This window comes from Corallococcus aberystwythensis (genome assembly GCF_003612165.1).
In the GTDB taxonomy this organism is placed as follows: Bacteria; Myxococcota; Myxococcia; order Myxococcales; family Myxococcaceae; genus Corallococcus; species Corallococcus aberystwythensis.
In genome coordinates this window covers 1-14,017 of sequence record NZ_RAWK01000126.1, presented here as the reverse complement: position 1 = coordinate 14,017, position 14,017 = coordinate 1, and the positions used below count along the sequence as shown (strand labels likewise).

Genomic DNA, 14,017 nt, shown 5'->3' with positions numbered 1-14,017 from the left:
TGAAAGGGATGTCCTTGAAGCCCTCACCCTTCCTCCGCACCTCCGCCCGCCTGCTGACGGCGCTCGCCCTGGCCTTCACCGCCGCCTGCAGCGACGACGGTGATGACAACAAGCCGGACGCGGGCACCAACCCCGACGCCGGCACGACGACGCCCATGTACGCGTTCGTCGCGCAGGTGAACGTGGACAACGCCTCCACGAGCTACGTCGTCCTGACGGAGACGCTGGATCCGGCCACGCCGCTGTCCCTGACGAACGCCACGCAGATCAACGGCCGCGCGCTGGGCTCCGGTATCTCCAAGACGGGCTCCATCTTCGTCTCCAGCAGCGCCGGCGCCACCGTCACCCGCTACAACCTGACGGCCAGCAACACGCTGGAGAAGGCCGGTGAGGTCAGCTTCGCGAGCAAGGCCGTCACCACCATCGGCGAGTACCAGAACCAGTTCCAGTTCGTCTCCGAGACGAAGGCCTACTACTTCGATGGCCGCAACTCGCAGATCATCATCTGGAACCCGAAGGACATGACGCTGACGAACAGCATCTCGCTGCCGGAGATGACCATCGCCGGGAGCACGCTGACCTTCGCCTCCAACCCGCTGCGCGTGGGCACCAAGGTGCTGATGCCGCTGGGCTGGCGCGCGGGCGCCGCCGTCACCAGGCAGGCGGGCATCATCGTGGTGGACACCACGAACGACAGCGCGGTGGTGGTGAAGGATGACCGCTGCGGCTACGTGCGTGACGGCATCGTGGGCACGGACGGCAAGGTGTACCTGGCGACGGAGGCGTACGGCGCCGCGGAGAAGCGCGTGTCCGGCTCCAACCCCTCCGTGCCCACCCCCTGCCTGCTGAAGTTCGACCCGGCGACGAACACCTACGACAAGGACTTCTTCAAGGAGCTGAGCACGCTGACGAACGGCGGCGCCACGGGCTCGCTGCTCGCGGCCCCCAACGGCACGGGCTACCTGCGCGTGCTGGATGAGACCGCGTACCCGGTCCAGGCGGACACGGTCGCGCGCACCCTGGCAAGCGCCGTGGCCTGGAAGTGGTGGAAGATCGACCCGGCCGCGGGCACCAACGCGACGCTGGTGGACACGCTGCCGGCCAGCACGGGCAGCTCCTTCCTGTACGAGATGAACGGCCGCACGGTGTTCAGCGAGTTCACCAACAACAGCGGCACCACGAACTACCGCGAGCTGACGGACCTGACCGGCAACCTGGTGGCGACGCACCAGGGCCTGTCGTTCTCGTTCCTGCAGCTGCGCTAGTCCCTGAAGCATCCGGCCCCCGGGATCCTCAGGATCCCGGGGGCCGTTTCATTGCGGGGAACTCACGTGCACATCAGCCACGAGCACTTGCCGGACTGGCACTCGCGGCCGGAGGAGCAGATGGAGCCCTTGGCCCGCTTGTTCACGCACTTGCCCGCGTTGGTGCCCCAACCGCAGAACTGGTTCGTGGCGCAGTGCGAGTCCACGGAGCAGGTGCAGACGCCGGGCACATCACCGCAGTCGTCCCACGCGTTGCACGCGCCGCTCTTGCACTCCTGATCGAACCGGCACGTCTCCGACACCAGCTTGGTGCCGGGGGCATAGGCCTTGCCACAGAGCTTCGGGTACGCCGCCTCGCGGGTGGCCTTGGCGACGTAGGGGTCGACGCCGCCCGTGTCGATGTCGTTGGCCGCGTCCGCCATGCCGGTGCGGGGGGTGTTGGCGCGCTCCCACATCCGGATGAAGTTCTCCGAGGAGCCCTCCAGGCCCGTGGTGTTGACGCCCAGCTGCTTCAGGTCCTTCACCACGTCCGGCAGCAGGCCCACGTGCGCCAGGCCGTACACGTCGAAGTCGGTGCCCAGGGGCGCCGGGCCGCCGGTGCGCTGCTGCTCCTCCTGCGCATCGGCCTCCGCACGGAAGCCCGCGGAGCACGCGCCAAAGTCACCGAAGCGCGGGCGCGTCTGCTGGATGAAGCCGTTCAGGTCCGCGCCGAAGCCCATGTTGACCTTGAGGCCCTGACGGCCGAACTCGTACGCCTGCGCGAGCGAGCGCGTGGAGCCCTGGCAGTTGTTGGCCACCGGCGTACGGTTGTAGTTGCGCGTCTCGTCGTGCGCGGTGCGCAGGCCGAACATGCCGCCCGTCTGGCGCACGTAGCGGACCACCCATGAAGGCGTCGTCTTCTCGTTGGCGGCGAGCTCCGGGTTCATCACCTCGCGGAAGTGGCCGTGGGAGATGTACAGCGGGTAGTACGTCCGGCCCTGGGACAGGGCATACGCGTCGTTCACGCTCTTCTCGGACATGTGGGCCATGTCGATGAGCATCCCCTTGTTCATCATCTCCTGGACCAGCGCCTTGCCATCCGCGGTGAGGCCCTTGGTGTTCTTGCAGTTGGCGTCCACGTCGAAGCCGAGCGTGAAGCCGTTGCCGGTGAGGCCGCAGTCCGTGTCGATGTGACAGTTCTCCAGGAACTGGGCGACCTGGAAGATGGCGTTGTGCGGGGCCGCGCCGCCAAAGCGGTTGTCCAGCTGGTGCACGGGCTGCAACGAGCGCACGCCCAGCGAGTACACGCGGTTCAACTCCGCGCGCCAGTCCTTGGTGCCAAAGAGCTTGCTGGACTCAATGGAGAGCACCATGGCGAGCTTGCCCTGCGAGATGATCTGCCGGGCGTGCGCGGGCGACAGGGCGATCTCCGCCCAGTCCGTGCGCGCGTCGAAGTCGCGGGCCATCTGGAGCTGGACGTCCACGTCCATCATCTCGTCACAGGGCCGCTTGAGGTTCTGGTACGGCAGCGCCTTGCAGAGGAACTCGTTGCTGACCAGCGACACCATGACCAGGGACATGCCGCCCTGGCGGGCCTTGTTCAGCCAGCCCTCCCACGCCTGCTGATGCGCGATGGTGTCCCAGCGCGGCCACTGGGTGGGCGTCTCCATGCGGCCCAGGTGCAGGCCGGTGTCGCCCTCGGTGCCCTCCACCTGGCCAATCACCTCCGACGCCACCGCGCCGCCCACGCCGAAGACGTCGGACAGGATGGGGATGCCGCCCAGGTTCACGCTGCCGGCGTTGGGACAGAGGTTGAGCATGTCGCGCAGGTCCATGCGGACACGCGCGTGGTCGCTCTCCGGCATGCCGCCGTCACAGCTCGCCAGCGTGCCGGTGTGGCCGCCGTGGAACCACCCGCCGCCGAAGGCCTCTTCCGCGAACATGTGGTGGTGCATCTCCGCGAAGCCGCTCACCGCGAGCGGCTGGGCCACCTCCGCGGGCGCTTCCGGTGTGGCGGCCGGCTCGTCGGTGACAGGCCCGCAGGCCAGCGCGAGCGACGTGGCCGCGAGCAGGGGTGAGAACAGATATCTTGAGACAATTCGGGAGCGACGCGACATGCGGGGCACCTTTCCGGGTGGAGGGGCACCGGGCGTAGCAGCACCTGTTCCAGCTAATCAAATCTCACGGCCTAAGCGTGGTGACGCATGACATTGACGCACTGCGGCCCGGTGGGTTGTCACGTGCTCGCGCCGTGGCCATGTGTCCTTCATGGCGGCCACCGACACGCTCCCCGACCCTTCGCTGCCGGAGCTGCTGAAGCGCGTGGGCTTCAGGCGGAAGCGGCGGGGGTTCGGCTCGGCCACCCAGCTGCTCTGGAACAGGGTGGAGAGCAACGCCTCGCTCCTCAAGCTGTGCCAGAGCGGCAAGGTCCACAGGCCCGAAGCCGAGGCCATCCTGAAGCAGTGCGAGGAGAAGCTGGAGGCCGCCCGGTGGTGCCTGGACAAGCCCCTGGGCCGCTGGTCCTTCTCCTTCTGGGAGCTCATCCACGAGATGGACGGGCTGCTGCTGCTCGTGATGCCCGCGGACATGCTGGTGCCCCGGGCGCTGGAGATCCAACAGCAGTTCGAGCGCCGGGTGAAGGACTCCGGGCGGAGCCAGCTCTGGCTCGGTGAGGACAAGACGAGCGGCCCCTTGCCCCGCTGCGTGCGCAGGCTCATCGAGAGGGAGGACCCGCCCCTCGACGAGGATCAGACCAGCTACTGCCGCAACGTGCTGCGCGGCGCGCTCGACACCGTCAATCAGCAGGTGGACAAGACGTTCTGGCAGCTCTCCATCAACGTCACGCTGCAGGTCTTCAGCACGCTGCTGCTGCTGGCGGTCTTCATCGCCTCTTTCTTGATTCTCTCTCCGGCGCTGATCAAGACCTGGCCCCAGGACCTGGTGCCCAGGGGGCTGCTCCTGGTGGGCCTGGCGGGGGGCTCCGGAGCCATCGTCTCCAACATGCTGTCGAAGGAGCGCTTCGTCGTCGCCACGGGTGCGACGAGCCGCTTCTTCGCCTACCACCTGATGGTGAAGCCCGTGATTGGCGCGTTCGCGGCGCTGATGCTCCTCTTCCTGGAGCAGTCCCGCATGTTGCTGTCGGTGGACACGAGGCAGAGCAGCATGTCCGGGGACGCAAGCCCCGCCATCCTCCACATCGTCGTGAGCGACGAGCAGGCCGTGTTCTTCACGCTGATGGCGCTGGCGGTCGTCGCGGGCTGGTCCGCGGACAAGCTCCTGAGTTCCATCATGGACAAGGTGCTGGGCCGGCTCCTGGGCCAGTCGGAGAAGGTGCTGCCGCCATCCAATCCCACGGGCACGGCGCCGCCTCCCGCCAAGGCGCCACCGAAGCCGTGACGCTCAAGCGGGCGCGTGGGCCTCCGGGCGGCGCACGACCCTCCGGGTGAAGCGGGCCAGCGCGTACAGCAACTCATCCGCCATCTGCAGGGGGCCGGGCCGCCAGGCCGCGGTGAAGCGCGCGTCCATGCTCGTCTGGCGGATGGTGGACAGCCACTCGTGCACCACCCGCTCGGAATAGCCCGCGCTGCGGGCGGCCTCGTGCAGCAGCGAGTATTCGCGCAGCAGGAAGGTGGAGAACGTGACGGGGTCGTCCGCGCCCAGCGCGATGGGCACCGGCGGCGGCGCGCCCTCTTCCGCGCGCGGGGGATTGAGCCGCAGGATGGGATGGTTGCGCAGGTCCATCATGTTGCCGATGAGCAGGTTGCTGGACGGGTTCACCTCCACCACCGTCCCGCGCGCGCCCACGTGCCGGCGCATCGCGTCTTGCACGGACCGGAGCGCGTCCACCTCCGAGGCATCCAGTGGGATGTCCACCAGCTGCTGCCCGCGCTGGAACACGCGCTCGTCCTCCCGGTACGCCACGAGGAGGCTCCGGACGTGCTCGGCGTTGAGGACCCGGCTCCAGTTCAGCCGGTGGAAGGTGCGGCTGAAGGCATCCAGCCCCACCCCGCCCTCTTCGCGCGCCAGCGGCGGGCACCAGAGGTTGTGCAACACGTGATGCGCTTCGGCCAGCACGTGCGGCGGGACGCAATCTCCAAAGACGGACTCGGACAGCTCGCGCAGCTGGTTCTCCACCCGCTGTGTCCGTCCGGGGGGGGCCTCCGCGGCCAGCGCTGGCGGCAGCCGGTAGTCGCCGTACAGCCGCCACTCGAAGACCAGGTCCCACAGCCGGTCCTCGGCGGGCATCATCACCGCGCCCACGGACTCGGCCCACATGCCGGGCTCCACGCCCAGCGCGGTGGCGTGTCCCAGCCGTCCTCCCGTGCGGTCCAGCAGGTAGTGCACGCTCTCGTAGATGCGGCGCAGCCCCTCCATGAGGTGCCGGTAGTCCTCGCCCACGTGCGACGTCAGCCGGAGCGGCGGCGCGTTCCGTGCCTCCAGCCTCGTCGCGGCGCGCGCGGCGCCCCACCGCACGTAGCGGTACAGCGGCGCCAGCACCCATGTGGGCACGCTCAGCTCGTCCGACGCCACGTCCAGGCCCCGCACCAGCCAGAGCGACAACGGCACCGCCTTGAACAGGTCCACCAGCGCTTCCACCTGCACCGACTGCGCGGCGAAGTAGTCCGAGAACCGTCCGCCCAGCCGCACGCGGCCCTCGGGCACCGGCTCCGCGTAGGTGCCCATGCCGTGCGCGGGAGGCTGCCCCTGCATCCAGTGCCGCCCCGGGTCGCGGGCCTTGATGAGGTGCATCACCACGCCGAACTCCGGCGGGCGCCCCCCTACGTCGCGCTCCCCCGTACGGCTCAGCACGCCCCGCCAGGACTGCATCAGGGAGGCCAGCTCCTCGGCGATACGTACGGGATCATTCGCGAGGCTCGTGCGGACCTCCAGCGCGGCGATGGGCTGTTCCCCTCCGGCCACCGCGTAGGACACCTCCGCGCGCACGGCGCGCAAGGGGCGCTTCATCAAGCCCGGCCGTCCGTAGAAGCGGATGAACCACTGGAGCCCCGCGGTGAGCGGCCGCTGTACGTAGGCGCGGTAGCTGAGGCACCGCACGCGCTGGACCTGCCAGAAGAGGCGGTCGAAGTGCACGTCGTGGATGCCCGCATGCTCCAGGCTCGCCAGGTGCTTCAGGCCCGCGCGCACCAGCCAGCGCTCCCCTCCATTGGGGGTGCCCAGCCGAAGCCGCAATGAGACGGGGTCGCACCGCCGCCACACCTCGGCGAGCGTGTTCGGGGGATCGGACACGTTGCTGGCGGCCAGCGGATGCAGGTCCTCGTAGAGGCCGCGCAACTCGTCCAGCGCGGGGAGGACCTCCCGGCGTCCACGCGAGAGCGCCTCCAGCGCCCGCGAGAGCACGCGCCGCCGCTGCGGCAGCCACGCCTGGGACTCCGAAAGGCCGCGCACGAACTCCAGCAGCGGAGGCGTCTCGCGGCGCAGGAGGACCTCCGCGAGGACGCAGCGGGTCACCGCGGTCGCGATCAGCCAGCGCAGCAGCACCTCCGCGTCATCGAAGGGCAGCCCCGGCCCCGCCATCATGCGCGGATCCAGCCCCGGGTCGCCCACAGCGGACAGCAGCGACGTCCACAGGAGCGGAAAGTCCATGCCCGCGCCGACGTGGTGGTGGACCTCCGCCACGCCCCGGTCGAGCAGGTGGCGCACCAGCAGGGGCGGTTCAATGTCCACGCGCGTGGGAGGCGGCTCCACCGGCACGGCGGCGAGCAACAGGTCCTCCGGCATCGCGAAGGTGAGCCAGCGGTAGTGCGTCAGCGCCTCCACCGCCTCCGCGCCCGTGCCCTGGAAGATGACGGTGACGCCGGGCCGGCGCTCCAGGTGGGTGTCCGCCAGGTGCCGCAGGTAGTGCAGCATCGACACGCCCTGGCGCGGGGCCCGCCGGTGGCTGATGTGCCCCCGCGAGGGAAACCAGAACGCGTCGCGCACGGCGATGATCCGGTCCAACGACCAGCCGCTGGCGTGCTCCGACAGGGTCTTCTCGCACTCGCGCCAGAGCGCCCTCGTGGGCTCGCCCGCTCCTGCGTCCAGCGACGGCACCAGCTCCGTCACGGCCGAGCGGAAGGCCCCGAGGCTCGTCAGCGGGAAGCTGGCCACCTCCGCGCGCACGTAGGCCTCCGGGACCCGTCGCGGGGCCAGGTTGCCCGGCGGTGGGCGTGGGCCCTCGCGGCTCACGTGCGCTCTTCGCCAGGCGTGGAGTCCAGGCGGGACGTCGTGCCCAGCACCTCCGCCAGCGGATCACCGTCGTGGTCCACCACGGTGAACCAGGCCTCCGCCACGGTGTCGAGCCAGCCGTAGTACGTGTCCGACGCGCGCCCGCCGCCCGCGCCGAGCGCCTGACGGAGCGACCCGGCCGCGCTGGAGCGGTTCACCGCGTCGCGTACCCGCTGCTGCCGGAAGGCCGTCAGCCGGGACGCCTGGGTGCGCCAGTCCTGCATCAGGGTGTCCCAGCCTCCGCCCGCGAGGGCCCGTCCCGGCGGCTGGCACAGCAGCCCTCGCGTGCCGGGAGCGAGCGCGAACTCCGGCAGCACCTGGAGGGGCAGCGTGTTGCGCAGCCAGGTCTGCGCCGTCCACAGCCGGTCATACCCGGCGCTGTGCTCGCGGATCCGCGTGACGAGCTCCGACACCGTGTCACGCACCCGCTGTTCATACGGCGCCAGCGCGGCGGCCAGCCCCGGGCCTCGCAGCGCGGACACGGCGCCCCCCTGTGCATCTCCCCCCCAGTCCCACTGGCCCAGCGTCAGCCCGGCCACGGAGCAGATGTTCTCCACCCACGCGGCCTGGATGAAGCGTGCACGCAGCACGGGGTCCTGCCCGTCGCTGGCGGTGAGGAACCCCTTGGAGAACCGCACGAGGAACGCGCGCCACTGCGCGGTGAGGACGGCGAACTCGATGAAGGTGTTCCACGATGGGGGCGTCCACCAGAAGTCGGCCTGGATGAACGGCTCTCCTTGCGCATGCCCCGCCCAGAGCTCGTGCACGGTCACGACCAGCTCCGGGCTCATCTCGAAGGGCGTCACGTCCGCGCTCAGCACGCGGGGCCGTTCGAACAGCATCAGCACGTCATGCAGGAGCATGAACCAGCCGGTGACGTTCGCGGGCAGGGATGCTGCGCGGCCGGAGCCGTCCAGGTCCTCCAGCTCCAGCACCACCTCATGGAAGCGGCGCAGGTGCACCTCCGTGCCCAGCACCCGGGCGTGCGCGCCCGTCCCGTTTCCAACCGGGGCGCGAGGCGGTCCCTGCAGGACACCATGAAGGCTGGTGCGCTTGGAGCGGTGGATGGGCTTGCCCGTCAGGTCCAGGCAGATGCGGCCCTGGTCGTCATGCCGGAGGATCCGGTGGTGCAGCTGCTCGCTCGCCCAGGCCGGCAGGTCGCTTTCGTCGATGGCGTTGCGCAGCATCTCCGCGGCCACGCGGACCGCGGCCTCGCCCTCCTCGGGAGCGGCGGATGACCCGGCCCCTGGCGCGGGCGCGGCGGCGCACAGGACCTCGCGCCGGACGGAGTGCCAGAGGTCCTGCAGGGTGCGCGCGGGCAGCGTGAGGGCAAGCCTTCCGACGTGGTGGAGGAGCGGCTCGCCCGGGTGCGGTCCGGCTTCGCTGGCTTCCTCGCCGTCGGAGCGGAGGGCTTCGCGGTAGCAGCGAGCCACTTCGGGCGTCAACCGGCCCTCGATGTCGAAGAGGTCCGCGAAGGAGTCCAACACCGGCGACTCCGTCCGCCGGCCGCGCGGCAGCTTCATGCGCCGCAGGAGTGAGCCCAGCCGTTCCCCCTGCCCATCCACGGGGAAGCGCCAGGCTTCATGGGGCTCCACCGGCTCCAGCGCGATGCGGTAGCTGGGCGGCAGCGCGCGGCGCAGCGTGGTGGCGGCCTGCCGCCGGGCGATGGCGAGCGTCTCCTCCTGGCCGTGAGAACCGATGCCGGCCTGTCCGGAGACGATGAGTTCCTTCTGGAAGGAGCGCTCCATGAAGCGCTGGAACTCCTGGTGGCCGGCGGCCAGGACGAACCAGAGGTGGGGGCTGGCCACCATGCGCGTGAGCTTCACGATGTTGTAGAGGTGCTCGATGCTGCGGTCCACGTTGTCGATGGGCAGCACGAGCAGCACCTGCTCACCGCCGGACGCGCCGAAGCGCGGCATGGACAGCGTCCGGGCCACGTCCTCCATGGCGTCGGCGAAGCGCGACTGGAAGTTGGCGAAGATCTCCGACGCGCGGATCTGCTGCTCCGCGCGCACGCGGGCATCGGTGGTGGACGGGATGTCCTCCCACATGAACGACGCATCGCGGATGAGGTGATCCAGCTTCCCCCACGTCTCCTCCGCGCCCTCCTCCAGGATGGAAGAGGCCCACCGCGACGACTCGCCGCGAGCGCCCTTCGCGTGCCGGGGATGGTCCAGCGCGGCCCGCACGCGGACCAGCAGCGTGGCCAGCAGGTTGGCCTGGGACGGGACGGGTTCCAGGTCGAGCGGCTCAAGCCAGAGGATGCGCCGTTCAAGGCGCTCGAGCGTCCGCGACAGCGCGGCCATCTCGGGACGCCCCGGCCCGCCGACGAAGCGCTTCCAGTCCCGCAGGGCCTGCACGGCGCTGAGCAGGAGGGTGGTCTTCCCGGAGCCCCGGGCGCCGGAGACGAGCAGGCTGGTGGAGAGATGTTCGGCGCTGACTCCTGCGGCGTCCACGGGGCCCTTGCAGGCGGCCTCCAGCCAGGAGAAGAGCTCCCGGAGGCCCTGTTGGGTGGGAGTCAGCAGGTCGGCCCACACGAAGGCCCGGGCCTCCGGAAGGGGGGTGGGCAGATACTGCGCGCCCGCCTCCGGGGCATCGTTCGGTGTCGTGGCCATGGCCTTGGGAGGATGGCCAGGGGACACCGCCGCGCGAATCGCCCTGGAGTCAGGCAGGGTGTCACGCTTCGCGCAGACATCTAGGCACCCGGGCTCGCGGCGACGCTTCGCACCAGCCACAGGCAGGGGCATTTCCCTCCTTCACATTGGTAGTCCCCGGGCTGCCCTCTTCTGCCCCAGGACGAGCGACGCATGGCGTAGAGCTTGTCCCGCTCCGTGCCGTCCGGCTCCTCGAACCCGCTGGAGCGATAGAGCACGGCCTCGTCCGCCTCCCGCTTCATCTCACTGGCGGATGCATTCGTGCTCCCGTGGAGGTGGACCGCCAGGCGGGACACCCGCGTGTCCGGGCCGAGGTGCCGTTGGCCGTTGCCCCACTCAGGAAAGCGGACGAGGGCGCGCAGGAAGGCCTCGCCAATGCCGGAGCCCCAGAAGCCGGGCGGAACGAAGAAGTCGCTCGCGTCCCAGGCCGCGAGCCCGCCGTCCGTCCACGCCTCCTGGATGTACACGCGAACCTGGGCCAGCTGGATGGGGACGTCCCTGTCCCCGTAGCGGACCGGGTGCACGAAGGAGAGCAGCCGCGCGCCGTCCGTCAGCTGGAGCCTGCCCCGCTCCTGCGTCCACCTGGACATCGCCAGTCCCGTCGGGGCCGGGCTGTCCCGTTCCAGCTCCACATGGGGTTCCGCGCGCCTTCGCGGCGCAAGACCGAACTGCGTCTCGAGGAAGCGCGTGAAGCGCTGCGGATACAGGGCCTTCAGGAGTGGCCACCACATCCGGAACAGCGGCGCGTGCGCCCAGCGCGCGAAGTAGTTCATCAACCCCAGATAGGCGGGATGGTTGTACTCCTGGGCGAGGTCCTCGCGGAGGAACACCTCCTCCATGAAGAGCAGGGCCTGCCGGCTCGCCCACAGCGAGCCGGTGATGTCCAGGGCCTCGGGCCGGGCGGCCAGCTCTCGCACGCCATCCCCCTGCTCCCGCGACAGGCCTGCGACGAACACCTCCTCCTCGAAGACTTCCCGCAGCAGCCGGTGGGTCCCCGCCGCATGCAGCAACGCGTCGATCTCCGCCGCGCGCGAAGCGAGCCGCGCGAAGCGGTCCGAGTACCCGGCGGGCAGGGGGAGCCATTCCCGGCGGGCCCAGGCGAAGAGGGCGGCCCCCCGCGTCCCCTCCTCCAGCATGCGCCAGTCGGGCTGGCTCGTGACGGGCAGGAACGCGGTCTCGACCACGTGCTCGCCCAGCCGGCGGTACGACTCCCACTGGGCCTCGTCGTAGAACTGGTCCCCTGTCGACTCATGCGGGAAGGCCGCGTTGCGCGCCTTGTACTGCGCGACATCCGCCGGCTCATCGCCCGTCAGCGTGGGCTTGATCATCAGCAAGACCCCGGCGTCCCCCGTGGGGTAGTGGATGTCTCCGGCCACCATCCGCTGCCGGGCGCGCCCGTTGGGCCCCGGGTGCAGCGGCGACAGGTCGATGCGGATCTCCACCCCGAAGTCCTCGCGCACGCGCCGCACGGCATTGCCGAAGTCGTCGCAGGCGACATCCGGATCCATGCCGCAATCCGAGACGAGGATGTAGCGGCAGTGCCTGCGTACCAGCTCGTAGAGCGACAGGTTCTCGAAGTGCCCTCCGTCGGAGAGGTGCACGTCGCGGTCCTGGGCCCGCGACATGCCGAACAGCTCCTTGTAGAACGGAAGCCCGATGGGCAGCGCCTCGAACCAGCGACGCTGACGGCCACGCGTCGGGTGCGGCCACCACAGCCCCAGGCGAAGGTTGAAGGCGCTCATCAGGAACGTGACGGCCGACCCGAGACGCTTGGAGTGGCCCCCCATGTTGGAGTTGAAGGCCGCGCCTGACGCGGTCATCGCCGCGGCGAGCGTGGGCGCCCCTCCATTGCGCCGCCGCGTCCCGGCGGGATGCCAGACGTGGGCTTCATCGGCCACGCTCATTCCCACGGGTGAGAGGACGGCGCTCTGCGCCCCTCGCTCCAGGTTGGACAGCGGGTCCGGAGGCCGCAGGTCATTGGCCGCGCAGCAGATGAGGTGCAGGGGCCGCAGCGGCGTGCCAGGGACGGCGAGTTCCGACAGCAGGAGGTCATCCCCCTTGCGCGCGCCTGAGAGCCGCGCCGCGCCACCGCCAGGACTGGTGGCGCCCAGGTAGGCTCGTGCGAGCCGGGCCCGGTAGAAGTTGTGCAGGCCCACCCGCGTGGTCTCGAAGCAGAGCAGCGTCGCGAGGGTGGCCGCGGCGGCCACCACGAACAGCCACGTGAGCCACCCGTGCAACCGCGCCTGGATGACCAGGGCCACGACCCCGACGAGGAGCAGCACCGCGATGGCGCTGGCAAGGAGCCTGAGCGACACCGGTATCCAGCGCTCCCGCTTGCCGGGCAGGGCAGGTCTGCTCGGCTGGTGACTGATGAGCTTCTGCCCACGGGCGAGCACGGCCATGAGGGAGCTGATGAAGGTGGCCAGTCCCACGGTGGAGAGGGGAGACCCCGACAACTTCCGCTGTAGCCACGCCCCCGCGAGCCAGCACGACGCCATGCCCGCCCAGAGCGCGGCGCTCGTGAGCAGCCGGCTGATGGCTCGCTCGAAGCCGTACATCCAGGAGGGTTGCCCACTGCCCCGGCCCAGGTTCGAGAAGAGGAAGCGGCCCAGGATGAGCGCGCCCGCCGCGGCGCCCCACGCCACGGCGGGTGTGAAGAGGGCCCGAAGCACCCTCCATCCGGAGACGTCCGGCGCGCTCGCGGCGGGTGCGAAGAGCCCCCCGAAGCCAACGGTGAGGCCCACGGCGCACACGGCCGCCAGGAGATAGGCGCCCGACCCCTCCGCCGAGAGCCGATCCTCGCCGGGTTGCGCCAGCTCCCTTCTTCGCCACCACCATTCGCCCTGCGTCAACTCCACGGCGGTCAACACAAAGAGGAGCAGCAAGCCGCCGCGCAGGCACAGCGCGCCGAGCAGGCCTGCACAGGCCGCCAGCCTGGCCTCGAGGCGCTTCCGGCGCCATGCCCACAGGGGCGGGACAAACAGCAGGAGCCACGGCAGCCCCCGCGCGAAGCCGCCGGGCCACGCCACCCGCCCCGGAAGGAGAGCCGCCCACGCGAGCCCCACCCAGGCAAGGACCCCCAGCACCAGGAGCGAGAGTGCCGCCAGCAGTGAGGGGATGATGGCGCTCGACACGGAGGCGACGATTCGTCCCGTGTCGGAGTTCAGCAGTCCCGACCGCGGGCGCAGGAAGTTGCTGAACTCACGCAGGTGGCGGATGGCGCAGGGCTCCCCCATGCAGGGCGCCTCGGGCTTCCGCGGGAAGAGGGGGTCCGCCCCCCGGCAGGGGCCAGGGTCCTGTCCGGCGGCGTGCCCATTGCGCCTGAGCCAGGCCGACCAGAAGCCCCCGATGTACCCACCGCCCGACACGGTCGCGAGGTAGTCGAAGGTCCCGAGCAGCTCCAGCTTCGCCAGCCCTTGCAACAGCCCCAGGTTGAAGGTCGCGCTGCGGATGCCCCCTCCGGAGAGCGCGAGCCCGAAGAGGCTCCTGCTGGGATGCTCGATCCACGCCGGCTCGCGGCTGTCATCCGTCCGCGTCTGGGAAGTGAGGGCCGAGCCCTCCATCGCTTTCAGCTCGAGCTCGACGAGGCCCTGGATGCCCAGTCCCTTCGCCTCCTTCGGCTCCACCCGTCTCCTCATGGCCGTGTGCCCCCCAGGGCATGGGTGGGCCTGTCCCCGCCTCCGGACAATGACGGGAAGCCCTACCGCCGTCCGTCCGGAGGCAGAGGAGCGCGCCCCTCTGGCGGCAACAGGCCCATGCGACCTCCGCACGGGTGTCCGTGGCGTCGTGTGTTGCCAACCCTCCCCTCCGCACCGCGTCCATCCCTGGCGCGGGTTCCGGTGGGCGGGAGGCGACGATGACGGGCATGAAGGCGTGGGCCATCGCGGGGTGGGG

At 70.4% G+C, this 14,017-nt stretch carries 6 protein-coding genes; 2 read left to right on the top strand and 4 right to left on the bottom strand.

Annotated elements, in window-relative coordinates; genetic code table 11:
- Positions 1 to 14: 14 nt before the first annotated feature.
- A complete protein-coding gene (locus D7W81_RS21340) occupies positions 15 to 1,265 on the top strand; it encodes a DUF4374 domain-containing protein (RefSeq protein ID WP_120557242.1) in 1,251 nt (416 codons plus the stop codon).
- Between the two features lie 62 nt (positions 1,266 to 1,327).
- On the opposite strand, the gene D7W81_RS21335 is transcribed toward D7W81_RS21340, so the two are convergent.
- Complete coding sequence (locus D7W81_RS21335) at positions 1,328 to 3,361, bottom strand: membrane dipeptidase (protein WP_120557233.1); 2,034 nt, start codon at positions 3,359 to 3,361, stop codon at positions 1,328 to 1,330.
- A 151-nt stretch (positions 3,362 to 3,512) separates the two neighbouring features.
- On the opposite strand from D7W81_RS21335, the gene D7W81_RS21330 reads away from it, so the two are divergent.
- Entirely contained in the window at positions 3,513 to 4,640 is a 1,128-nt protein-coding gene (locus tag D7W81_RS21330; RefSeq protein ID WP_147445573.1) for a hypothetical protein, read from the top strand.
- Positions 4,641 to 4,643: 3 nt separating this feature from the next.
- Here the strand turns inward: D7W81_RS21330 and D7W81_RS21325 are convergent, their stop codons facing one another.
- The 3 genes from D7W81_RS21325 to D7W81_RS21315 form a co-directional block, all read right to left on the bottom strand.
- Positions 4,644 to 7,430 carry an amidohydrolase family protein gene (locus tag D7W81_RS21325; RefSeq protein WP_147445572.1) on the bottom strand — a complete coding sequence of 929 codons (2,787 nt, stop codon included), beginning with the start codon at positions 7,428 to 7,430 and terminating at the stop codon, positions 4,644 to 4,646.
- Positions 7,427 to 10,084 carry an ATP-binding protein gene (locus D7W81_RS21320; RefSeq protein WP_147445571.1) on the bottom strand — a complete coding sequence of 886 codons (2,658 nt, stop codon included), beginning with the start codon at positions 10,082 to 10,084 and terminating at the stop codon, positions 7,427 to 7,429. The genes D7W81_RS21325 and D7W81_RS21320 overlap by 4 nt, the downstream gene beginning before the upstream one ends.
- An 80-nt stretch (positions 10,085 to 10,164) precedes the next feature.
- Positions 10,165 to 13,749 carry a patatin-like phospholipase domain-containing protein gene (locus tag D7W81_RS21315; protein WP_120557229.1) on the bottom strand — a complete coding sequence of 1,195 codons (3,585 nt, stop codon included), beginning with the start codon at positions 13,747 to 13,749 and terminating at the stop codon, positions 10,165 to 10,167.
- Positions 13,750 to 14,017: the final 268 nt, after the last annotated feature.

Excerpts from the sequence above, each read along its gene's own strand:
- D7W81_RS21320 (WP_147445571.1), bottom strand. The coding sequence starts at position 10,084 with ATGGCCACGACACCGAACGATGCCCCGGAGGCGGGCGCGCAGTATCTG.
- D7W81_RS21330 (WP_147445573.1), top strand. The coding sequence starts at position 3,513 with ATGGCGGCCACCGACACGCTCCCCGACCCTTCGCTGCCGGAGCTGCTG.
- D7W81_RS21335 (WP_120557233.1), bottom strand. The coding sequence starts at position 3,361 with ATGTCGCGTCGCTCCCGAATTGTCTCAAGATATCTGTTCTCACCCCTG.